20 protein-coding genes are annotated in these 21,220 nt (G+C 73.4%); 8 read left to right on the top strand and 12 right to left on the bottom strand.

The features are described from left to right. A partial coding sequence (locus tag AKI01S_RS42095; protein WP_169814107.1) for an endonuclease/exonuclease/phosphatase family protein occupies positions 1–765 on the top strand: 765 nt, incomplete at its 5' end. Between the two features lie 33 nt (positions 766–798). Then, positions 799–1,551: a PIG-L deacetylase family protein gene (locus tag AKI01S_RS42090; RefSeq protein WP_067831413.1), complete on the top strand. Its 753-nt coding sequence runs from the start codon at positions 799–801 to the stop codon at positions 1,549–1,551. Here AKI01S_RS42090 and AKI01S_RS42085 read toward each other — a convergent pair. The 10 genes from AKI01S_RS42085 to AKI01S_RS42040 all read right to left on the bottom strand — a co-directional run bounded on the left by AKI01S_RS42085 (position 1,531) and on the right by AKI01S_RS42040 (position 13,176). Next, complete coding sequence (locus tag AKI01S_RS42085) at positions 1,531–2,358, bottom strand: SMP-30/gluconolactonase/LRE family protein (RefSeq protein WP_067831412.1); 828 nt, start codon at positions 2,356–2,358, stop codon at positions 1,531–1,533. The genes AKI01S_RS42090 and AKI01S_RS42085 overlap by 21 nt on opposite strands. Continuing rightward, entirely contained in the window at positions 2,355–3,500 is a 1,146-nt protein-coding gene (locus AKI01S_RS42080) for an aldose epimerase family protein (protein WP_067831410.1), read from the bottom strand. The genes AKI01S_RS42085 and AKI01S_RS42080 overlap by 4 nt, the downstream gene beginning before the upstream one ends. After that, positions 3,497–4,873, bottom strand: coding sequence for an aldehyde dehydrogenase (NADP(+)) (locus tag AKI01S_RS42075; protein ID WP_067831408.1), 1,377 nt, complete (start codon positions 4,871–4,873; stop codon positions 3,497–3,499). The genes AKI01S_RS42080 and AKI01S_RS42075 overlap by 4 nt, the downstream gene beginning before the upstream one ends. A 29-nt stretch (positions 4,874–4,902) precedes the next feature. Further along, complete coding sequence (gene mmsB / locus AKI01S_RS42070; protein WP_084000783.1) at positions 4,903–6,180, bottom strand: multiple monosaccharide ABC transporter permease; 1,278 nt, start codon at positions 6,178–6,180, stop codon at positions 4,903–4,905. After that, positions 6,177–7,715 (bottom strand): multiple monosaccharide ABC transporter ATP-binding protein, encoded by a 1,539-nt coding sequence (gene mmsA, locus AKI01S_RS42065; protein ID WP_067831406.1) that lies wholly within the window; start codon positions 7,713–7,715, stop codon positions 6,177–6,179. Before mmsA ends, mmsB begins: the two co-directional genes overlap by 4 nt. A 4-nt stretch (positions 7,716–7,719) precedes the next feature. Next, the gene (gene chvE / locus AKI01S_RS42060) at positions 7,720–8,847 is read right to left on the bottom strand and encodes a multiple monosaccharide ABC transporter substrate-binding protein (RefSeq protein WP_067831403.1); all 1,128 of its coding nucleotides are present in this window, start codon (positions 8,845–8,847) and stop codon (positions 7,720–7,722) included. A gap of 18 nt (positions 8,848–8,865) precedes the next feature. Then, positions 8,866–9,825, bottom strand: coding sequence for a hypothetical protein (locus AKI01S_RS42055; RefSeq protein ID WP_067831401.1), 960 nt, complete (start codon positions 9,823–9,825; stop codon positions 8,866–8,868). Positions 9,826–9,847: 22 nt separating this feature from the next. After that, complete coding sequence (locus AKI01S_RS42050; protein WP_067831399.1) at positions 9,848–10,855, bottom strand: zinc-dependent alcohol dehydrogenase; 1,008 nt, start codon at positions 10,853–10,855, stop codon at positions 9,848–9,850. Further along, entirely contained in the window at positions 10,852–12,009 is a 1,158-nt protein-coding gene (locus tag AKI01S_RS42045; RefSeq protein ID WP_067831397.1) for a mandelate racemase/muconate lactonizing enzyme family protein, read from the bottom strand. The genes AKI01S_RS42050 and AKI01S_RS42045 overlap by 4 nt, the downstream gene beginning before the upstream one ends. A gap of 126 nt (positions 12,010–12,135) precedes the next feature. Then, a complete protein-coding gene (locus tag AKI01S_RS42040) occupies positions 12,136–13,176 on the bottom strand; it encodes a LacI family DNA-binding transcriptional regulator (protein WP_067831395.1) in 1,041 nt (346 codons plus the stop codon). A 363-nt stretch (positions 13,177–13,539) separates the two neighbouring features. Here AKI01S_RS42040 and AKI01S_RS42035 point away from each other — a divergent pair, with 363 nt between their 5' ends. Together AKI01S_RS42035 and AKI01S_RS42030 are read left to right on the top strand one after the other, a co-directional pair. After that, on the top strand, positions 13,540–14,937 hold the full coding sequence (locus AKI01S_RS42035) for a family 43 glycosylhydrolase (protein WP_218010025.1): 1,398 nt from the start codon (positions 13,540–13,542) through the stop codon (positions 14,935–14,937). A gap of 11 nt (positions 14,938–14,948) precedes the next feature. After that, positions 14,949–16,406 carry a family 43 glycosylhydrolase gene (locus AKI01S_RS42030; protein WP_067831390.1) on the top strand — a complete coding sequence of 486 codons (1,458 nt, stop codon included), beginning with the start codon at positions 14,949–14,951 and terminating at the stop codon, positions 16,404–16,406. Positions 16,407–16,433: 27 nt separating this feature from the next. Here the strand turns inward: AKI01S_RS42030 and AKI01S_RS42025 are convergent, their stop codons facing one another. Next, entirely contained in the window at positions 16,434–16,790 is a 357-nt protein-coding gene (locus tag AKI01S_RS42025) for an MBL fold metallo-hydrolase (protein ID WP_067831388.1), read from the bottom strand. A gap of 27 nt (positions 16,791–16,817) precedes the next feature. Here AKI01S_RS42025 and AKI01S_RS42020 point away from each other — a divergent pair, with 27 nt between their 5' ends. The 4 genes from AKI01S_RS42020 to xylA all read left to right on the top strand — a co-directional run bounded on the left by AKI01S_RS42020 (position 16,818) and on the right by xylA (position 20,418). Further along, positions 16,818–17,060 carry a MerR family DNA-binding protein gene (locus AKI01S_RS42020; protein WP_084000782.1) on the top strand — a complete coding sequence of 81 codons (243 nt, stop codon included), beginning with the start codon at positions 16,818–16,820 and terminating at the stop codon, positions 17,058–17,060. Positions 17,061–17,245: 185 nt separating this feature from the next. Beyond that, positions 17,246–17,788 (top strand): carboxymuconolactone decarboxylase family protein, encoded by a 543-nt coding sequence (locus AKI01S_RS42015; RefSeq protein WP_067831383.1) that lies wholly within the window; start codon positions 17,246–17,248, stop codon positions 17,786–17,788. Between the two features lie 76 nt (positions 17,789–17,864). After that, complete coding sequence (gene xylB / locus AKI01S_RS42010) at positions 17,865–19,244, top strand: xylulokinase (RefSeq protein ID WP_067831381.1); 1,380 nt, start codon at positions 17,865–17,867, stop codon at positions 19,242–19,244. A gap of 10 nt (positions 19,245–19,254) precedes the next feature. Beyond that, entirely contained in the window at positions 19,255–20,418 is a 1,164-nt protein-coding gene (xylA, locus tag AKI01S_RS42005; protein ID WP_067831379.1) for a xylose isomerase, read from the top strand. A gap of 59 nt (positions 20,419–20,477) precedes the next feature. On the opposite strand, the gene AKI01S_RS42000 is transcribed toward xylA, so the two are convergent. Continuing rightward, positions 20,478–21,220: pectate lyase (locus tag AKI01S_RS42000; RefSeq protein ID WP_067831376.1), on the bottom strand; the 743-nt coding region annotated here is incomplete at its 5' end.

The following is a 21,220-nucleotide window of genomic DNA, read 5'->3' as shown; positions in this document are numbered from 1 at the left end:
GTGGCCGCGGGCGCGGTGTCGGTCGCGCTGGCGGCGGCGGTGCTGCCGCGCGCGGTCGCCGACGACTCCCCGGGGGCGCGCGGCCCCGCCCTGCGCGTGCTGGCCGCCAACCTGCTGTACGGCCAGGTCCCCACCAAGAGCGTCATGGACCTGCTGCGCCGCACCAGGCCCGACGTGCTCACCCTCCAGGAGCTCACCCCGCAGGCCCTCGCCGACCTGCGGAACGCGGGCGTCGACGGCCTGTTCCCCCACAAGGTCCTGCACGCCCGCCACGGCGCGGGCGGCTCGGGGATCTACTCCCGGTACCCGCTGCGGGAGCGCGGGCCGATCGACATCGGGTTCCTCCAGGCCCGCGCCGAGGTCCTGGTGCCCAAGGCCCCGCCGGTGGAGGTCGTCTCGGTCCACCCGTGCGCCCCGACCGTCCCCGCCTCGGCGGACTGCTGGCGCAAGGGGCTGGCGGCCCTGCCCGGAGCCGAGCCCAGGGGGAGGCCGCGGATCCTGGCGGGCGACTTCAACGCCACCCTCGACCACGCCTACCTGCGGCGCCTGCTGGACACCGGCTACCGCGACGCCGCCGACGCGGCGGGGGAGGGCCTGCGCGGGACCTGGCCCAACATCGGGAAGTACAGCCGGACGACCCCGCGCGTGACCCTGGACCACGTCCTGGTGGACCCGCGCGTGGCCGTGCACGACTTCACCACCCACACCCTGCCGAAGACCGACCACTCGCCGGTCCAGGCCGACCTGGTCCTGCCCGCCCGCTGACCGGTGGCGAACCCTCCGGAGGAGACCTGACCGATGGCGACCGTCGTGGCGTTCCACGCCCACCCCGACGACGAGGCCCTGCTGACCGGCGGCACCCTCGCCCGCGCCGCCGCCGAGGGGCACCGCGTGGTCATCGTCACGGCCACCGACGGGCTGATGGGCCCGGTCCCGCCCGGGGGCGCGCCGCGCCTGGCCGAACTGCGGGCCAGCGCCGCCGCGCTGGGCGCGCACCGGGTCGAGCACCTCGGCTACGCCGACAGCGGGCACGGCCCCCTGCTCTACCCGGACCCGCCGGACCGGACGCGGTTCGCCCGCGCCGACACCGAGGAGGCCGCGCGGCGGCTCGCCGCGCTGCTGCGCGAGGAGAACGCCGACGTGCTGCTCGGCTACGACGCCAACGGCGGCTACGGCCACCGCGACCACGTCAAGGTGCACCACGTCGGCAGGCGCGCCGCCGAGCTGGCCGGGGTGGGGCGCGTGCTGGAGGCGACGGCGCCCGGGGAGGCCGTCGCCCGCGCCGTACGGGCCGCCCGCGCGCTCCGCCTCCTCCGCCACCACGAGGAACCGGACGGCCTCTACACCCCCGGCGCGGCCATCACCCACCGGGTGGACACGCGGCGGTTCGCCCGGCGGAAGCAGGCCGCGTTGGCCGCGCACCGTTCCGTGGTGGACGGGAACGGCCGGGCCTCGGCCGTCGTGCGGGTCCTGGTCCGCCTTCCGGCACCGGTGTTCGGGCTGCTCCTCGGCCGCGAGTGGTTCGTCGCCTCACCCGGGGAAGGGCGGTGAGGGCAGGCCCGCGCCGATGCCGGGGAAGACGAACAGCGCGCCCGCGTGCGGCTCGTCGGCGGGGGCGTCCAGGGCGGCGGTCGTGACGTACAGGTCGCGCAGGTCCGGGCCGCCGAACGCGCACGCCGTCGTGCGGGCGACGGGCAGGTCCAGGACCCGGTCCAGCGCGCCGGTGGGCGTGTAGCGCAGCACCCGGCCGCCCTCCCACACCGCGACCCACACGCAGCCGTCGGCGTCCACGGTCAGGCCGTCGGGGATGCCGGGGCCCGGCAGGTGGGCGAACGGGCGGCGCCCGCCCTCGTCGAACACGTCGACGCGGCGGGTCGGGCTGTCCACGTAGTACATGAGCCGCCCGTCGGGGCTCCAGCCGAGGCCGTTGCTGACCGTCACGTCCGGGAGGACCGTCTCGACCGTCCCGTCCGGATGGATCCGGCGCAGCCTCCCGCCGCCGGGGGCCTCGTCGTAGCGCATCGTCCCGGCCCACAGCGCCCCGTCGGGCGCGACGGCCGCGTCGTTGCCCCGGCAGCCCTCCTCCGGGAACTCCGCCAGCCAGCCGAACGCGCCGTCGGCGTCGTACAGGCCGACGCCGTCGCGCAGGTTCACCACCAGCCCGCCGCCCGCGCGGGGCCTGGCCGCGCCCACGTGCTGCCCGGTCCGGCGCAGCAGGGTGTCGCCGGTGGCGGGGCCGTAGGCGTGGATCTCGCTGGACAGGATGTCCACCCACAGCAGCGTCCCGGTGGTCGGATCCCAGGCGGGCCCCTCGCCGAGAAGGGCCCGCCCGGGAACCGCGATGTCCCATTCGGTCATCGAGCGGAGAAGGTGTAGGTCGTGGTGGTGTCGTAGGTCTGGCCCGGCCGCAGCGTCGTCGAGGGGAACGACGGCTTGTTCGGCGAGTCCGGGAAGTGCTGGGTCTCCAGGCAGAACCCGTCGCCCTGCCGGTACATCCGGCCGCCGGTGCCGACCAGGCGGCCGGTCAGGAAGTTGCCCGAGTAGAACTGGATGCCCGGCTCGGTGGTGTGCACGTCCATCACCCGGCCGCTGCGGGGCTCGGTGACGCGGGCGGCGTGGCGGCCGTCCAGGACGAAGTTGTGGTCGTAGCCGCGGCCGAGCACCATCTGCGGGTGGCCGTCGCGGATGCGCTCGCCGATGGCGCGCGGCCTGGTGAAGTCCAGCGGCGTCCCCGCCACCGGGTCGATCTTGCCGGTCGGGATGAGGGCCGCGTCCACGGGCGTGTACCGCTTGGCGTTGATCTGGAGGCGGTGGCCGTAGACGTCGCCGGAGCCCTCACCGGCCAGGTTGAAGTAGGTGTGGTTGGTGAGGTTGACGACGGTCGGCTTGTCGGTGGTGGCGCGGTAGCCGATGCGCAGCTCGCCGCGCTGGGTGAGGGTGTAGGTGACCGCCACCGACAGCTTGCCGGGGAAGCCCTCCTCGCCGTCGGGGCTGACGCGGGTGAGCCGCAGCGCGACCTCGTTCCCCTTCCTGACCGGCTCGGCCTTCCAGACGCGCTCGTCGAAGCCCGCGTCGCCGCCGTGCAGGGTGTTGCCGTTGTCGTTGGCCGGGAGCGTGTAGGTCTTGCCGTCGAGCGTGAAGCGGGCCTTGCCGATGCGGTTGCCGAACCGGCCGATGATCGCCCCGAAGTAGGGGTTCTCGGTCTTGTAGGCCTCGCTGAGGTAGCCGTCCAGGGTCTTGAAGCCGAGCGCGACGTTGCCGGAGCGGCCGCGCCGGTCGGGGGTCTCCAGCGACTGCACGATGCCGCCGTAGGTGAGGACGCGCACCCGCATCCCCTTGCCGTTGGACAGGGTGTAGCGCTCGATCGCGGTGCCGGAGGGGAGTTTCCCGAAGGCCTCCTTGCTGATCTGCGGGGCGCGGGTGGCGGCCGAGGCGGGCAGGGCGGCGACGGTTCCGGCGGCGACCAGCGCGGTCGCGGCCAGGGTCGGGATGAGCCTCATGAACGTCCTTCCAGGGGGGAGAGGGACTCGGGAACGTTCTGGTAGACGACGGGGACGAGGAAACGGCGGATCGCGGCGGTGCCCACCGAGGTGTGCAGCGGCGCGGTGGTGGCGGGCCAGGGCCCGCCGTGGTGGATGGCGGCGGTGACGGCCACGCCGGTCGGCCAGCCGTCGAACACGATCCGTCCCGCGCGCCGCCGGACGCGGGCCACCAGGTCGCGGGCCAGCGGCTCGCCGTCCTCGGTGTGGATCGTGGCGGTGAGGGAGCCGGGCATGGCGGCGGCGGCCGCCAGCAGCTCGTCGTCGGTGTCGTACTCGACGACCAGCGACGCCGGGCCGAAGTGCTCCTCCCACAGTTCGGGGGTCAGGTCGCGGGCGGCCACCGCGAACAGCACCGGCGCCGGGTCGCCGGCGGGGCCGTCCGCCGTGCCGGGCACGTCTCCGGCGAGGACCCGCACCTCCGGCCGTTCGGCCAAACCGGACACGCCCGCAACGTACGCCTCGTGGATGCCGGGCGTCAGCAGCCGGTTCCGGACACCCTCCTCCACCGGCCGCCGCAGCGGCTCCTCCAGCCCGTGCCCGGACGGCAGGAACAGCAGGCCGGGCTTGGTGCACATCTGCCCGGCGTTGGCGGTGAACGAGGCGGTGAACCCGGCCGCGATCTCCTCGCCCCGCGCCTTCGCGGCGGCGGGGGTGACGAAGACGGGGTTGACGCTGCCGAGCTCGCCGTAGAACGGGATCGGGTCGGGCCGCGCGTTGGCCAGGTCGAACAGGGCGCGCCCGCCCCGCGTCGATCCGGTGAACGCCGCCGCCCGGATCACCGGGTGCCCGACCAGCTCCACCCCCGCCTCGAACCCCTCCACCAGCGTGAACGTCCCCTCCGGCGCCGCGGCGAGGGCGTCGTGGACGAGTTCGGCGGTGCGGCGGGAGGTGCGCGGGTGGCCCGGGTGCGCCTTCACCACGACGGGGCAGCCCGCCGCCAGGGCGGTGGCGGTGTCGCCCCCGGCGACCGAGAACGCGAACGGGAAGTTGCTCGCCGCGTACACCGCCACCGGGCCGATCGGCTCGTTGACCCGCAGCAGCGACGGCTCGCCGTCCTCGGCCACCACGTCCAGGAAGCCGCCGTCCCGGACGAGGTTCGCGAACAGCCGGAGCTGCCCGGTGGTGCGGGCCATCTCGCCGGTGAGGCGGCCGGCGGGGATGCCGGTCTCCTCGGCGGCCAGGTCGACCAGCTCGGCGGCGTGCGCGTCGAGCCGGTCGGCGATCCCGTCCAGGAACGCCGCCCGCTCCGGCAGCGGCAGCGCCGCGAACGGTTCGAACGCCCGTCCGGCCGCCGCGCACGCGGCGTCCACGGTGGTGATGGGGTCGGTCATGTCGTCCTTTCGGAGATCTTCGGGACGGGCTAGCGGAGGATGGGCGAGCCGGAGCGGCGCTTGGTCCAGATGTCGAAGGCGACGGCGGCCAGCAGGACCAGGCCCTTGACGAGCATCACGCGCTCGCTGGGCGCGCCGATCAGCGACATCCCGTTGTTGATCACGGCCATGATCAGGCCGCCGGTGATCGCGCCGACGACCTTGCCGACGCCGCCCTGCACGGCCGCGCCGCCGATGAACGCCGCCGCGATCGCGTCCAGCTCGAAGGAGTTCCCGGCGGTGGGACCGGCCTGGTTGAGCCGCCCGGCGAACACGATCCCGGCGATGGAGGCCAGCACGCCCATGTTGACGAACAGCCAGAACACCACCGACTTGGCCTTCACGCCGGACAGCACGGCGGCCTGGAGGTTGCCGCCGACGGCGTAGACGTGGCGGCCGAAGACCGTGCGGCCGGTCAGCAGCGAGTAGCCCAGCACCAGCGCCGCCAGCAGCACCAGCACCCACGGCAGGTTGTGGAACCGGGCGAGCTGCACCGTCACCACCATGATCAGCAGCGCGGCCGCGCCGATCCGCAGCAGGAACACCGGCATCGGGTCCACGGTCTGGGAGTAGCCGAGCCGCGCCTTGCGGGTGCGCCACTGGGTGACCGCCAGCGCCGCGCACAGCGCGACGCCGACCAGCAGGCTGAACAGGTCGGCCCCGCCCAGCGGCCCCAGCCCGACGTTGCCGAGGTAGCTGCCGGTGAACCCGTTGGACAGGGTCCGCACCTCGTCGGGGAACGGCCCGATGCCCTGGTTGCCGAGCACGGTCAGCGTCAGCGCCCGGAACAGCAGCATCCCGGCCAGCGTCACGATGAACGACGGGATCCCGAAGTAGGCGGTCCAGTACCCCTGCCACGCCCCGATCAGCGCCCCGGCGACCAGCGTCACCAGCAGCGCCAGCGGCCACGGCACGTTGTGGTTGACCATCAGCACCGCCGCGATCGCGCCGGTCACGCCGACGACCGACCCGACCGACAGGTCGATGTGCCCGGAGATGATGATCAGGATCATCCCGATCGCCAGGATCAGGATGTAGGAGTTCTGGACGATGATGTTGGAGATGTTCTGCGGTTGCAGCATCGCGCCCTCGGTGAGCACCGAGAACAGCGCGACGATCAGCGCGAGCGCGACGTAGATGCCGCTCTGCCGCAGGTTGATCGACAGGCGCGGCCGGGGTGTCCCGCCGCGCGGCCCCGCCGCGGCCGGGGCCGGGCCGCGGTCCCGGCCGCCGTCCCGGCCGGCCGCGGGGGCGATGGGGCTGCTCATCGGGCGGCCTCCTTCTCCAGTGTCATGTGGCGCATGAGCAGTTCCTGGGTGGCGTCGGCGCGGGCGACCTCACCGGTGATCCGCCCGGCGGCCATGGTGTAGATCCGGTCGCACATGCCCAGCAGCTCCGGCAGCTCCGAGGAGATCAGCAGGATCGCCTTCCCCTCCCGGGCCAGCCGCTGCACGATCGTGTAGATCTCGTACTTGGCGCCGACGTCGATGCCGCGCGTCGGCTCGTCGAGGATCAGCACGTCGGGATCGGTGTGGATCCACTTGGCCAGCACGACCTTCTGCTGGTTGCCGCCGCTGAGCTTGCCGGTGACGGCGAGCACGTCGGGGGCCTTGATGTTCATCTCGGCGCGGTACCGCTCGGCGACGGCGTGCTCCTCGTGGCCGTTGACCCAGCCGCGCCGCGCCAGCCTGCGCAGCGACGCGGCCGAGACGTTCTGCCGGATGTCCTGGATGAGGTTCAGGCCGTACCGCTTGCGGTCCTCGGTGGCGTAGGCGAGGCCGTGCCGGATCGCGTCGCGGACGTCGCGCACCTCGATGGGGCGGCCGTCCTTGAACAGGCGGCCGGAGACGTCGGTGCCGTAGGTCCGGCCGAACACGCTCATCGCCAGCTCGGTGCGGCCCGCGCCCATCAGCCCCGCCAGCCCGACGATCTCGCCGCGCCGCAGCGTCAGGGACGCCCCGTCCACGACCTTGCGGTCGTGCTGGACGGGGCTGTGCACGGTCCAGTCCTCGATCCGCAGCACCTCCTCGCCGATCTGCGGCTCGTGCGGCGGGTACCGGTGCTCCAGGTCGCGGCCCACCATCCCGGAGATGATCCGGTCCTCGGTCACCGCCCCGGCCGCCGGGTCCAGCGTCTCGATCATCTGGCCGTCGCGCAGGATGCTGACGGTGTCGGCGACGGCCAGCACCTCGTTGAGCTTGTGCGAGATGATCACGCTGGTGACGCCCTCGTCGCGCAGCCCGCGCATCAGGTCCAGCAGGTGCGCGGAGTCCTCGTCGTTGAGGGCGGCGGTCGGCTCGTCGAGGATCAGCAGCCGCACCCGCTTGGCGAGCGCCTTGGCGATCTCTACGAGCTGCTGCTTGCCGACACCGAGGTCGGCGACCACGGTGGTGGGGTTCTCCGGCAGCCCGACCCGCTCCAGCAGCCGGGCCGCCTCGTGGTTGGTGCGGTTCCAGTCGATCAGTCCGCGCCGCCGCCGCTCGTTGCCGAGGAAGAGGTTCTCGGCGATCGACAGCTGCGGGCACAGCGCGAGCTCCTGGTGGATGATCACGATGCCGAGCGCCTCGCTGTCGCGGACGCCGGAGAACCGGCACTCCTCGCCGTCGAAGCGGATCTCGCCGTCGTAGGAGCCGTGCGGGTACACCCCGGACAGCACCTTCATCAGCGTGGACTTGCCCGCGCCGTTCTCCCCGCAGATCGCGTGGATCTCGCCGCGCCGCACCTTCAGGTTCACGTCGCGCAGCGCGTGCACGCCGGGGAACGACTTGGTGATCCCCGTCATGGTGAGGATGTGATCGGTCATGGGATCAGCCGCCGAGCTGGGCCTGGGTGTAGTAGCCGCTGTCGACCAGCGTCTGGCGCGCGTTGCCCTTGTCGACGATCACCGGCTCCAGGAGCTGCGACGGGACGACCTTGACGCCGTTGTCGTAGTCCTTGGTGTTGTTGACGGTGGGCTTGCCGCCCTTGAGGACCGAGTCGGCCATCTTCACGGTCTCGTCGGCCAGCTTGCGGGTGTCCTTGAAGATCGTGGAGTACTGCTCGCCGGCCAGGATCGACTTCACCGACGCCAGCTCGGCGTCCTGCCCGGTCACCACCGGGTACGGCTGCCCGGCGCTGCCGTAGCCGTTGCTCTTCAGCGCCGACAGGATGCCGATCGACAGGCCGTCGTAGGGCGACAGGACGCCCTGGATCTTGGTGCCGCCGCCGTAGGTCTTGGTGAGCAGGTCCTCCATGCGCTTCTGCGCGGTCGCCGGGTCCCAGCGCAGGATGGCGATCGTCTTGAAGTCCTTCTGGCCGCTCTTCACGACGAGGGTGCCCTTGTCGATGTAGGGCTTCAGCACCGACATCGCGCCGTTGTAGAAGAAGGTGGCGTTGTTGTCGTCGGGGGAGCCCGCGAACAGCTCGATGTTGAACGGCCCCTTGGCGTCGCCCTCGGACCCGTCGGGCTTCTTCAGCTTCAGCCCGACCAGCAGCGACGTCGCCTGCTGCACGCCGACCTTGTAGTTGTCGAAGGTGGCGTAGTAGTCGACGTTCTGGGTCTTGCGGATCAGCCGGTCGTAGGCGATCACCGGGATCTTCTGCTGCCCGGCCTGCTCCAGCTGGGTGGTCAGCGCGGTGCCGTCGATCGAGGCGACCACCAGCAGCTTGGCGCCCTTGGTGATCTGGTTCTCGATCTGGCTGACCTGGGTGGGGATGTCGTTCTCGGCGTACTGCAGGTCCACCTTGTAGCCGAGCTGCTCCAGCTTGGACTTGAGGTTGTTGCCATCGTGGACCCAGCGCTCGGACGACTTGGTCGGCATGGTCACGCCGATCAGCGCGCCCTGGGCGCCGCCGGCGCTCTTCTTGTCGATGTCCTTCTCGGCCGAGCCGCAGCCGGTCAGCGCGGCGCCCAGCAGCAGCGCGGAGGCCGCGACGGTGAGGTGGCGGAATCGCATGTCGTTCTCCTTCGGGTGTCAGGGGGTGGGAACGGCCTCGGTCGCCGGGAACCGCCGCAGCGGGCCCGGGTCGCGCGAGCCGAGAGGGGACATTCCGCCGCCTGCCCCGAGCCGGGCGAGGGTGTCCAGGACCAGGCGGCCGCGCCGCACCCGTTCCCGCCCGCCGTCGACGGCGAGGGAACGCAGGTGCTGCCCGACCGGGTAGATGGGGGCCGCGTTGCGCAGCCCGAACTTCAGGTAGATCGGCGCGCCGCAGCGCACCAGCTCCGCGGCGTCGTACATCCGCACGAAGCCGCCGAGGTCGTCGGGGGTCTCGACATAGAAGTCGATCGGCGCGGCGCTCACCGCGCGGATCTCCGCGAGCTGCGCGACGGTGAGGTCGCTGGGCACGTTGAGCGAGTCGCCGCCGAGCATCTCCCACACCGCGAACGAGGCGGGGTTCACCGGCCCGACCAGCGCCGACACCTTGAACGTCACGTCGGCGGGCAGCTTCCCGGCCACGCGCATCCGGTGCAGCGTCCACAGCACGCCCTCGTCGGCGACCAGCAGGCACCGCACGCCGAGCGCGACGGCGCGCTCGGCCTCCTCCACGCACTGGGCGAGCTGGTCGCGGCCCCGGGCGCGCGGCCCGGAGGCGGTGTAGGAACGGCCGCCCGCGCCCGGCTCCCAGGTGCCGCGCGGGCCGAGGAACAGGCACAGCTCGACGCCCCGCTGGTCGCAGGCCGCGACCATCTCGGAGATCTCGGCGTCGGTCAGCATCCACACGCCGCTGCCCTGGCTGATGCGGTGCAGCGGGACGTCCAGGCGCTCGCTCTCGGCGAGCACCGCCTCCAGCACCGCCGGGCCCTCGCAGGACGGCAGCTCGGTCCGCCAGGTCCCGCCGTCGGGGAACGCGGCGGGCGAGGACGGCACGGTCGTGTCGCGGGCGGGGAACCCGAGGTCGGTCAGGGCGTGTTCGCCGGGAAGTCGGTGGGTCATCTCTTCTTCCTCAGTCGTGTTCTCAGGTCCAGTCGGGGCGGAGCAGGACCTTGCCCGCCTCGGGGGCGGCGCTGAGCTTCAGCGCGTTCGCGAAGTCGGCCAGCGGCAGCTCGTGGGTGACCAGGGAGGCGGGCCGCAGCACGCCCGAGTCGAACGCGCGCACCGCGTACGCCCAGTCGGCCGGGCCCGCACCGAACACCGTATGTAGTCTCAACGCTCGCGTGACCAGCAATGATGTCGGAACGTGATCGGCCGGATCGGCGGGGATGCCGGTCACCACGACCCGGCCGCCGCGCCGCACCAGCCCGACCGCCGCGTGCGCGGTCCCGACCGCCCCGGCGGTCTCCACCACCACGTCGAACGAGCCCTCCTCGGCCTCGCCGGGGCTCAGGAACACCGTCGCGCCCGACGCCAGCGCGGCCTCGCCGCGCTCGCGGCGCGGGTCGATCGCGACCAGCCGCGCGGGGGAGGCGGCCGACAGCAGTTGCAGCGCCAGCATCCCCAGCGTCCCGGTGCCGATCACCGCGGCCGTCTCGCCGGGCCGCAGCGCCGCGTGCCGCACCGCCGCCGCCACCACGGCGGCGGGCTCCAGCAGCGCGGCGGCGCGCAGGTCGGCGTCCGGGCCGAGCACGTGCAGCATCCGCGCGGGCAGCAGCAGATGGTCGGCGAACGCGCCGGGCCGGGTGAAGCCGGTCTCGTCGTACCCGGCGGCGCACAGGTTCGGCGCGCCGTCGCGGCACGGGCCGCAGCCCTGGCAGCCGGGGAAGCCCTCGCCCACCACGCACGCCCCGACCAGCCCCGGATCGGTGTCGGGGCCGACCGCGGCGACCGTTCCCGACCACTCGTGCCCCGGAACGATCGGGTAGCTGGCGAAACCGGCCGGGCGCGCCCCGTCGTACAGCTCCCGGTCGCTGCCGCACAGCCCGGCGGCGGCGACCCGCACCAGGGCCTCACCCGGCCCCGGCTCGGGGGGATCGGCCGGGACGACGCGGAACCGTCCTGGCTCCTCCAGCAGCAGGGCGCGGCTCACCGGGCGCCCTTCCCGCGGCGGAAGTGCCAGTCCTCGTCGTACAGGTCGAAGTCGGCGTGCTGCTGCGGGAACTCCGCCACCGCGTCCAGGTCCAGCTCGACGCCCAGGCCGGGGCCCTCGGGCAGGCCGAAGTAGCCGTCCACGACCTCCGGCGCGCCCTTGGCGATCTTCTTGATGGCGGCGTCGGCGAAGTCGTTGAAGTGTTCCAGGATCTTGAAGTTGGGAACGCTGACGCCCAGGTGCAGCGAGGCCATCGTCAGGACCGGGCCGCCCACGTTGTGCGGGGCGATCTGCATGTAGTGGGTCTCGGCGGTGGCGGCGAGCTTGCGGGTCTCGTTGATGCCGCCGAAGTGGCCCACGTCCGGCTGCACGATGTCGGCGGCCTGGAGGTCGAACAGCTCGCGGAACTCGATCCGGTCGTGGATGCGCTCGCCGGTCGCGATCGGCAGGTTGGTGTGCGCGGCGACCTTCGACAGGGCCTTGAGGTTCTCCGGCGGGACCGGCTCCTCGATCCAGCCCGGGTTGTAGGGCGCCAGCAGGTCCGCCAGCCGGATCGCGGTGGCGGGGGAGAACCGGCCGTGCATCTCCACCAGCAGCTCGCGCTCGGGGCCGATGGCGTCGCGGACCGCCTCCACCAGCGCGACCGACCGCATCGTCTCGTCGTGGTCCAGCTCGAACTGGCCCGCGCCGAACGGGTCGAGCTTCAGCGCCTGGTAGCCGCGCTCGACCACCCGCTTGGCGGCGGCGTGGAACTCCTCGGGCGTGCGGTCCACGGTGTACCAGCCGTTGGCGTAGGCCTTGACCTTCTCGCGGACTTTGCCGCCCAGCAGCTTCCACACCGGCACGCCCAGCGCCTTGCCGACGATGTCCCAGCAGGCCATCTCCACGCAGGCGATCCCGGACATGACGATCTCGCCGGCGCGGCCGTAGTCGCCGTACTTCAGGCGCTTGACCAGGTCCTCGATGTCGAACGGGTCGCTGCCGACGATGTGGCGGCGCGACGCCTCCCCCAGGTAGCCCAGCAGCGCGTCGGTGTGGCCCAGCATGCGGGCCTCGCCGACGCCGCTCAGGCCCTCGTCGGTGTGGACGACGACATAGGTGAGGTTGCGCCAGGGCGTCCCCACGACGTGCGTGCTGATCTCGGTGATGCGCACGGAACCGCTTCCTCCGGTCTACCTATCGATCGCTAGCTTGTGTTAGCGTTAACATTGAGCCCGGCACGGGGTCGGGCGTTCGGTGTGTCGCTGTTGTGGTCGCTGTGGTCGCTGTGGTCGTTGTCGTCAGTCGGCGCGGGCGGCGGTGCTCTCCCGCACCACGAGTTCGGGCTCGACGGTGCGGCGGGGCACGCCCTCCGCGCCGTCGATGCGTTCCAGCAGCATCTGGAAGGCGAGCCGTCCGACCTCGCCGAACGGCTGGCGGACGCTGGTCAGCGGCGGGGCGAAGAACGGGGCCTCGGGCACGTCGTCGAACCCGGCCACGCTCACCTCCCCGGGGACGTCCCGGCCCGCCTCGCGCAGCGCGCGCAGCAGGCCGAGGGCCATCGGGTCGTTGGCGGCGAACACCGCCGTCACCTCGGGGTCGGCGGCCAGGACCCGCCCCTGCTCGTAACCGGAGCGGGCGCTCCAGTCGCCGGGCAGCGGGTCGGGGGCCTCCCGGCCCGCCTCCGCCAGCGCGTGCCGCCACCCGGCGACGCGCGCGTCGGAGTCCACCCAGTCCATGGGGCCGGCGATGTGGTGCACCGTCCGGTGCCCCAGGCTGAGCAGGTGGCGGGTCGCGCGGACCGCGCCCGCGCGGTGGTCCACGGCCGCGACCGGGACCGGCAGGTCGTCGGCCGCGCCGACGGCCACCAGCGGCAGGTCCGGCGGCAGCCGCCGCAGCCCCTCGGCCGCCGACAGGTGCGGGGCGATCACGATGACGCCGTCCACCGACTGCGACCGCAGCCGGTCCACGCCCTCCTCGATCGCGCCCCGCGTCAGCGTCCGCAGGCTGGCGATGGTCACGGTGTACTCGGCGCCGCGCGCGGCCTGCTCGATCCCGTACAGCATCGAGGCCGGGCCGTACAGGGTGGTGTCGAAGCTGACCACGCCCAGCACCCCGGACCGGCCGGTGGCCAGCACCCGGGCCGCCGAGTTGGGCCGGTAGTCCAGCTCCCGCATCGCCGCCAGGACGCGGGCGCGGGTCTGGGGACGGACCTTCTCGGGGGTGTTGAGCACCCGCGACACCGTCATGGCGGAGACGCCGGCCCGTGCGGCCACGTCCTCCATGACGGCGGCCCGCGTCCGTCCGGCGGGGGCCGGGGACGGGGTGGACGGGGCGCTCATGTGATCTCCTTCACGCTCGGCTCGGTGTGCAGATGTTTGCGCTACCACGACGCCGTGTCAACACCCTGGAAACAACTCGGTGGTAGCGCAAACATCCTTCGTGAGCGGCCAGAACTCCGAAAGTGGGCGCTGACCTGCGCGGATCCGGCGGGCGCACCGGAGTGGAGCGCGGAATGTTAATCGCTAACATCGAAGCGGCCGGGTTCGGGCATTGACGCCCTCGGAACGGCCTGCTTACAGTCGCGGCGATCGCTCCCCGCATCCCACCCCTGCGCCGAACCCCTGTCGTCCCCTTCCGAGGAGATTCACATGCCGGGGTACCGCCATGCCCGGACGGCCCTTTCCCTCGTGCTTTCCGGCGCGGTGACGGTCGCTTTCTCCCCCTCCGCTCCCGCCGCCGTCCGCGCCTCTTCTCCCGCCGTTCACTACACCAATCCCATCGCCCCGCGACGCGCCGACGCCCACATCGTCAAACACACCGACGGCAACTACTACTTCACCGCCACCGTGCCCGAGTACGACCGCATCGTGATCCGGCGTTCCCCCACGTTGCAGGGGCTGTCCACGGCCCCGGAGAAGGCCGTCTGGACCAAGCACGCCACCGGCGAGATGGGCGCGCACATCTGGGCTCCGGAAATCCACTTCCTCGACGGCCGCTGGTACGTCTACTTCGCCGCCGGGAGCACCGACGACATCTGGCGCATCCGGATGTACGTGCTCGAAAGCTCCGGTCCGGACCCGTTCTCCTCGACCTGGACGGAGAAGGGCCGGATCCGCACACCGCACGACTCGTTCTCCCTCGACGCGACCACTTTCACGCATGGTGGAAAGCGCTATCTCGCATGGGCGCAGAAACCCCCGGGAAGCGACGTCAATTCCGGGATCCACCTCGCCCGGCTGCGGAACCCGTGGACGATCGAGGGCGACCCGGTCCTGCTGGCCACCCCCACCCACGAGTGGGAGACGCGCGGCTTCAAGGTCAACGAGGGCCCGGCGTTCCTCGTCCGCGACGGCCGGATGTTCCTGACGTTCTCGGCCAGCGCCACCGACGCCAACTACTGCCTGGGCCTGCTCACCGCGCCCGCCACCGCCGACCCGCTGGACCCCGCCGCCTGGCGCAAGACGCCGACCCCCGTGTTCACCAGCAACGACGCCACCCGCCAGTACGGGCCGGGGCACAACTCGTTCACCGTCTCCGAGGACGGCCGCAGCGACGTGCTGGTCTACCACGACCGCTGGTACCGGGACATCCAGGGCGACCCGCTCAACGACCCCAACCGCCGCACCCGCGTGCAGAAGCTGTACTGGAACGCCGACGGCACCCCGAACTTCGGCATCCCCGTCCCCGACGGCCCCACCCCGTACCGGCTGGCCGCCGTCAACCGGCCCGGCCACGTCGTCCGGCACCGCGACGGCCGCGCCGTCCTGGAACGCGACGTCACCGCGCTCGCCACCTCCCAGTTCCGCGTCGTCCCCGGCCTGGCGGGCTCGGGCACCGTCTCCCTGGAGTCGATCGACCGCCCCGGCCACTACCTGCGCCACCGCGGCTTCGAGGTCTGGCTGGACCGGAGCGACGGCTCGGCGCCGTTCGGGGCCGACGCCTCCTTCCGGCGCCGCCCGGGGCTGACGTCGGCGTCCGCGGCCTCCTTCGAGTCCGTCAACCACCCCGGCCGCTACCTGCGCCACCGGGACTTCGCGCTCCGGCTGGACCCGGCCGACTCCCCGCAGGCCCGCGCCGACGCGACGTTCGACCTCCAGTGAGGAGCCGCCCGATGAGCCGGTCCCGTCCCCTAGTCCTGCTGGCCGCGCTGCTGCCCGCCGCCCCCGCGTCGGCGGCGCCGGGCGCGCCGTTCACCAACCCGCTCAAGCACGTCAAGGGCGCCGACCCCTGGATCGTGCACCACGACGGGAACCACCACCTGATCGCGACCTCGTTCACCGGCGAGCTCCAGATGCGCCGGTCGCCCACGCTCGCCGGGCTGGCCACCGCGCCGAGCGTCCGCGTGTGGTCCGACGCCACTCCCTCGCGCGGCACCAACATGTGGGCCCCGGAGCTGCACTCCTTCGACGGCCGCTGGTACCTGTACTACTCGGCCAGCGCGGTCGGCGAGCCGTGCTGCGACTCCCAGCGCACCCACGTGCTGGAGAGCGTCGGCTCCGACCCGATGGGTCCCTACCGTTACAAGAGCATGCTGACCGGCCGCGAGCTGGGCGTGAACGGCTGGCTGATCGACGCGAGCGTGCTGCGGCTGAACGGCCGCGTCTACCTGCTGGGCAGCTCGTTCATCAACGGCGGCCCGCAGAGCCTGGTCATCGCGCCGATGTCCGACCCCTCCACCGTCAGCGGCCCGTTCCGCCTGCTGTCCAGCCCCACCCACGACTGGGAGAAGCAGGGCGGCGTCGTGAACGAGGGCCCCGAGGTGCTGCAACGCGGCGGCCGCACGTTCCTCTTCTACTCCGCCAGCGCCTGCTGGGGACCCGACTACAAGCTCGGCCGCCTCACCTACACCGGCGGCGACCCGCTGAACGCGTCCTCCTGGCGCAAGGAGCCGACCCCGGTCTTCCGGCGCGACGACGCGGCGGGCGTCTACGGCCCCGGCCACAACGGGTTCTTCGCCTCGCCCGACGGCACCGAGGACTGGATCGTCTACCACGCCAACGACGCGGCGTCCGACGGCTGCGACAACGGCCGCACCACCCGCGCCCAGAAGGTGACCTGGCGCGCTGACGGCACCCCCGACCTCGGCACGCCGGTCGCGCTCGGCACCCGCCTGCCCGGCCCGTCCGGCGAGACCGCCGCCACCCCCACCGCCCACACCCTCACCAACCGCAACAGCGGCAAGTGCCTGGACGTGGTCGGCGGCACGGGCGACGGCGCCGACGTCGCGCAGACGACCTGCACCGGCGCCGCCACCCAGCGCTGGCGCTTCACCGACCTGGGCGACGACACCAGCCGCCTCACCAACGTCGGCACCGGCCGGGTCCTCGACGTCGCCGACTGCGGCACCGCCGACGGAACGAACGTCCGCCAGTGGTCCTGGCTCGACAACGCCTGCCAGCGCTTCCGCCCGGAGGTCGGCGACCGGGGAGGCTGGGTGCGCCTCGCCAACCCGCACAGCGGCAAGGTCCTGGACGTCGCGGACTGCGGCACCGCCGACCGCGCCGACGTGCGCCTGTGGTCCTGGCTGAACAACCCCTGCCAGCAGTGGCGCCTGACCCCGGTCGCGTGACCCCGGTCGCGTGACCCCTCGGCCCCGTCAGAGCGCGCCGGCCGGGCGGACCCACCGCCGCCCGGTCGGCAGCGGCACCACCTCCAGGCCGTCGCCCGCGAGCGCCACGGCGTCGCGCGCCGGGCCGTGCCGGCGGACCAGCCGCGACGGCAGGTCCTTCTCGTCGTGGGCGTCGTGCACCGGGACCAGCGCCCGCGCCCCGAGCGCGCGCAGCCCGTTGACCGGCAGCAGCGCCACGTCCACGGCGGGCGCGGAGTCGCGGTAGCGCGCCGTCAGCCCCACGTCCCGGATCTCGCCGCCGAAGCAGACCCGCACGTCCCCGCCCTCGATCACGTAGACGTTGCGGCTCCACCACGGCGTCCGCCCGGCGGGCGCGGCCTCCACCGACAGGCCGACCCACGCAGGGTGGCGATGATCCGGATGGGCAGGGAGGCCGGGCTCGGGCTGCGTGAGCTGGGCGTGGTGCTGTCGGCCGACGACCCCAAGGACCATGCCGACCTGCTCCGGGAGCACGTGGCCCGGCTGGAGCGGCGGATCGGGCGGGCGCGGGAGGCGCAGGGGATGATCGAGCACCTGCTGGCCTGCCCGTACCGCCTCGACGAGTGCCCGCACGCCGCGAGCGAGATCGAGGCCCGCCTGCCCGGCCCGCGGTGAGAGGCGGGAACGGCCGCCCTACCGGGGCCCGGCGGCCCGCCGCCGCGCGGCGAGGTCGGCGAACCAGCGCAGGACCTGCCACCCTCGGGCTTCCGGGTGGAGTTCTTCCCGCTCCGCCTGGCCGGGTGCAGCGCCGCCCCGGCCCGGGTCGTCGCGTTCCTTCCCCCTGAGACGGGGAGCGGCACATGACCGACCGGCCCCGTATCGCGCCGCTGCCGCCCGCAGAACGCAGCGCCGAGCAGCAGCGGCTCGTGGAAGCCACCGGGACGGAGATGAACATCTTCACCACGCTGGTGCGCCACCCGGAGCTGTTCGAGGACTTCAGCCGGTTCGCCGGGCGGCTGCTGTACGCCTCCACGCTGCCCGGCGAAGCCCGGGAGATCCTGATCCTGCGCACCGCCTACCGGTGCCGCGCCGTCTACGACTGGGTGCAGCACGTGGAGATCGCCCGCGGTGTCGGCCTGCCCGAGGACGTCATCGGCGCGTTGTGCACCGACGATGCCCGCGGCCTCGACCGCGAGGCCGCCGTCCTGGCCGCCGCCGCGGACCAGCTGAGCGCGCACCGCGATCTCGATGACCGGACCTGGACGGCCCTTCGGGAGCGCTTCGACGAGCATCAGATGATCGAGCTGTGCATGCTGGTGGGTGACCACGCCATGATCGCCGGTGTGGTGAAGGCGCTGCGGGTACGCCTGGAGGACCACCAGGCGCCGCCGTCCTGGGCCTGATCTGGGCGACCGGCCGTTGTGCGGTGGGTCACGCCGGGCTAGAGTGCGCGTCGAAGCGCTTCGACAAGGGAGGGACATGCTGGTCGCCGGGATCGACTCCTCGACGCAGTCCGTCAAGGTCGTGCTGTGCCGGGCCGAGGACGGGACGGTGGTCGCCGAGGCGTCCGCGCCCCATCCCGACGGCACCGAGTGCGCCCCCGCGCACTGGTGGGACGCCCTCGGTCAGCTCCGCGAGCTGCTGGAACGCGCCGACGCCGTGGCCGTCGCCGCCCAGCAGCACGGCATGGTCGCCCTGGACGAGGCGGGCGAGCCGGTCCGCCCGGCGCTGCTGTGGAACGACGTGCGCTCCGCCCCGCAGGCCCGCGCGCTCGTCGCCGAGCTCGGCGGGCCGAAGACCTGGGCGGAGCGGACCGGCCTGGTGCCGGTGGCCTCGTTCACCGTCACCAAGCTGCGGTGGATGGCCGAGCACGAGCCGGACAACGCCCGCCGCACCGCCGCCGTGCTGCTCCCGCACGACTGGCTCACCTGGAGACTCGGCGCCGACGGGTACGTCACCGACCGGGGCGACGCCTCCGGCACCGGCTACTGGTCACCCGCCGAGGGCCGCTACCTGCCCGACCTGCTGGAGGCCGCGCTCGGCCACGCCGCCGAGACGCCCCGCGTGGCCGCGCCCGGCGCGGCGGTGGGCGAGACCCCCTGGGGAGCGCCGATCGCGCCGGGCACCGGCGACAACATGGGCGCGGCGCTCGGCCTCGGGCTGCGCGAGGGCGACGTGGTGGTGTCGATCGGCACCTCCGGGACGGCGTTCGCGGTGGCGGACACGCCCGCCGCCGACCCGACCGGGGCCGTCGCCGGGTTCGCCGACGCGACCGGGCGGTTCCTGCCGCTGGTGTGCACGCTGAACGCGGCCCGGATCCTCACCTCGACGGCCCGCATGATCGGCGCGGACCTGGCGGAGCTGTCCCGGCTCGCGCTCGCCGCCGAGCCGGGCGCGGGCGGGCTGACGTTCCTGCCCTACCTGGACGGCGAGCGCACCCCCGACCGCCCCGACGCCACCGGCGTGCTGGCGGGCATGACCACCGCCAACACCACCCGCGAGAACCTGGCGCGCGCCGCCGTGGAGGCGCTGCTGTGCTCGCTCGCCGACGCCGTGGACCACCTGGCCGCCCACGGCGCGCGCCCGCGCCGCACCCTGCTGATCGGCGGCGGCGCGCGCTCGGCGGCGGTCCGCGCGCTCGCCCCCGACGTCCTCGGAACCCCCGTCACCGTCCCCGAACCCGCCGAGTACGTGGCGCTCGGCGCGGCCCGCCAGGCCGCCTGGGCCCTGGCCGGAACGCCCGAGCCGCCCGCCTGGCCCGCCCCGCCCGCCACCGACCACGAGCCCGACCCCGGCATGGCCGACGCCGCCCGCGGGGTACGGGCCCGGTACGCCGAACTGCGCGACAAGCGCGTCTGAGGAGGAACCCATGAGCGACGACCGCTTCACCCCCCGGCCCGAGGACCGGTTCTCGTTCGGGATCTGGACGGTCGGGTGGCAGGGCGTCGACGTGTTCGGGCCCGGCACCCGACCGCCGATGCCCGCCGAACGCGCCGTCCGCGAGCTGGCCGAGCTGGGCGCCTACGGCGTCAACTTCCACGACAACGACGTGTTCGACTTCGACGCCACCCCGGCCGAGCGGGACGAGCGCGTGGGCGCGTTCCGCAAGGCGCTGGAGGAGACCGGCCTGGTGGTGACGACCGCGACCACCAACCTGTTCTCCCACCCGGTCTTCAAGGACGGCGCGTTCACCAGCAACGACCGCGACGTGCGCCGCTTCGCGCTGCGCAAGACCATGGACAACATCGACCTGGCCGCCGAGCTGGGCGCGCGGGTGTACGTGGCGTGGGGCGGCCGGGAGGGCGCCGAGTCGGGCGCGGCGAAGGACGTCCGCACCGCGTTGGACCGTTACAAGGAGGCGTTCGACGTCCTCGGCTCCTACGTCCTGGACCAGGGCTACGACCTGCGCTTCGCCATCGAGCCCAAGCCGAACGAGCCGCGCGGCGACATCCTGCTGCCCACCGTCGGCCACGCCCTGGCGTTCATCGAGGAGCTGGAGCACCCCGAGCTGGTCGGCGTGAACCCCGAGGTCGGCCACGAGGAGATGGCCGGGCTCAACTACGCGCACGGCCTCGCCCAGGCGCTGTGGCACGGCAAGCTCTACCACATCGACCTCAACGGCCAGCACGGTCCCCGCTACGACCAGGACCTGCGGTTCGGCGCGGGCAACGCGCGCGGCGCGTTCTGGGTCGTGGACCTGGTGGAGAACAGCGACTACGACGGCCCGATCCACTTCGACTACAAGCCGCCGCGGACCGAGGACGACGCCGGCGTCTGGGAGTCGGCGCGGGCCTGCATGCGCAACTGGCTGATCTTGCGGGAGAAGGTCCGCGCCTTCCGCGCCGACCCCGAGGTCCAGGAGGCGCTGCGGGCCGCCCGCGTGGACGAGCTGGCGCAGTCCACCCTCGCCGAGGGCGAGAGCTGGCGCGACGTTCGGGACTTCACGCCCGACATCGACGCGCTGGCGGCGCGCGGGGCGGCGTTCGAACGCCTGGACCAGCTCGCCCTGGAGCACCTCTACGGCGTCCGCTGAGGGGGACGTCACCGCCGCCGGGGCTCCCATGCTTTCTCCGGCGGCGGTGACGGCCCGGTCTACCGGTAGGTGACGTCGGAGGCGCCGTAGCGACAGTGTTCGCCATCGGGGCCGACGCCGATCCGCTTCGGCTCGCCCTTGCCGGTCCGGTAGCGCTCGCAGACGTGCAGCTTGCGCCTGGGGTCGTTCAGCACGGTGATGTTCCGCAGCGCGGCGGTGTCACCGTTGTCGACGTTGACGCCCACGATCGCCAGGCCGGGAGCGGTCACCGTCACGTCGCGCAGGATGATCGTGCGGCGCCGCGGCTCGCAGGTGCCGCAGGACCGGGCGACCTTCCCGAACCGGGCCGCCTGGAACCTGGAGATCACCAGCTTGCCGCCGCCGTTGAACTGGAAGATCTTGTCGGCGGCCTCGCGGGCGCCGCCGCCGTGGACGGTGTAGACGGCGTTCGCGCCGCCCTTGAACGTGGCGGCGTCCTCGCCGACGTCCTCCCACCACACGTTCTGGATCGCGCAGCTTCCCTCGCAGTGCACGCCGTCGGCGGCGGGCGCGCCGAGGACCACGTTCTTCAGCACCGCGCCGTCGGCCAGCTCGAAGATCGGCTTCTGCCCCTCGGCCTGGCCCTTCTCGCCCAGGTCGCCGACGCCGTGGTGGCGGCGCAGCCGCCCGTCGAACGTGCCCGTCACCCTGATCGTCTTGCCGACGGCCCGCTCCCCGCGCGGCTTCGGCCACGCGGCGGCCTTGACGGGTGCGGCGGGCGCGGCGGCCGCGGCGGGCATCGGCGCGCTGACCTGGCGGGTGG

This window comes from Actinomadura kijaniata NBRC 14229, from assembly GCF_001552175.1.
Classification (GTDB): domain Bacteria; phylum Actinomycetota; class Actinomycetes; order Streptosporangiales; family Streptosporangiaceae; genus Spirillospora; species Spirillospora kijaniata.
The sequence above is the reverse complement of the archived record's forward strand: the minus strand, read 5'-3'. Positions and strand labels throughout refer to the sequence as shown.

What these genes read in the sequence shown, in the direction of transcription:
- AKI01S_RS42090 (WP_067831413.1), top strand. Translation starts at nt 799, where the DNA reads ATGGCGACCGTCGTGGCGTTCCACGCCCACCCCGACGACGAGGCCCTG.
- AKI01S_RS42085 (WP_067831412.1), bottom strand. Translation starts at nt 2,358, where the DNA reads ATGACCGAATGGGACATCGCGGTTCCCGGGCGGGCCCTTCTCGGCGAG.
- AKI01S_RS42080 (WP_067831410.1), bottom strand. Translation starts at nt 3,500, where the DNA reads ATGAGGCTCATCCCGACCCTGGCCGCGACCGCGCTGGTCGCCGCCGGA.
- AKI01S_RS42075 (WP_067831408.1), bottom strand. Translation starts at nt 4,873, where the DNA reads ATGACCGACCCCATCACCACCGTGGACGCCGCGTGCGCGGCGGCCGGA.
- mmsB (WP_084000783.1), bottom strand. Translation starts at nt 6,180, where the DNA reads ATGAGCAGCCCCATCGCCCCCGCGGCCGGCCGGGACGGCGGCCGGGAC.
- mmsA (WP_067831406.1), bottom strand. Translation starts at nt 7,715, where the DNA reads ATGACCGATCACATCCTCACCATGACGGGGATCACCAAGTCGTTCCCC.
- chvE (WP_067831403.1), bottom strand. Translation starts at nt 8,847, where the DNA reads ATGCGATTCCGCCACCTCACCGTCGCGGCCTCCGCGCTGCTGCTGGGC.
- AKI01S_RS42055 (WP_067831401.1), bottom strand. Translation starts at nt 9,825, where the DNA reads ATGACCCACCGACTTCCCGGCGAACACGCCCTGACCGACCTCGGGTTC.
- AKI01S_RS42040 (WP_067831395.1), bottom strand. Translation starts at nt 13,176, where the DNA reads ATGAGCGCCCCGTCCACCCCGTCCCCGGCCCCCGCCGGACGGACGCGG.
- AKI01S_RS42030 (WP_067831390.1), top strand. Translation starts at nt 14,949, where the DNA reads ATGAGCCGGTCCCGTCCCCTAGTCCTGCTGGCCGCGCTGCTGCCCGCC.
- AKI01S_RS42020 (WP_084000782.1), top strand. Translation starts at nt 16,818, where the DNA reads ATGATCCGGATGGGCAGGGAGGCCGGGCTCGGGCTGCGTGAGCTGGGC.
- AKI01S_RS42015 (WP_067831383.1), top strand. Translation starts at nt 17,246, where the DNA reads ATGACCGACCGGCCCCGTATCGCGCCGCTGCCGCCCGCAGAACGCAGC.
- xylB (WP_067831381.1), top strand. Translation starts at nt 17,865, where the DNA reads ATGCTGGTCGCCGGGATCGACTCCTCGACGCAGTCCGTCAAGGTCGTG.
- xylA (WP_067831379.1), top strand. Translation starts at nt 19,255, where the DNA reads ATGAGCGACGACCGCTTCACCCCCCGGCCCGAGGACCGGTTCTCGTTC.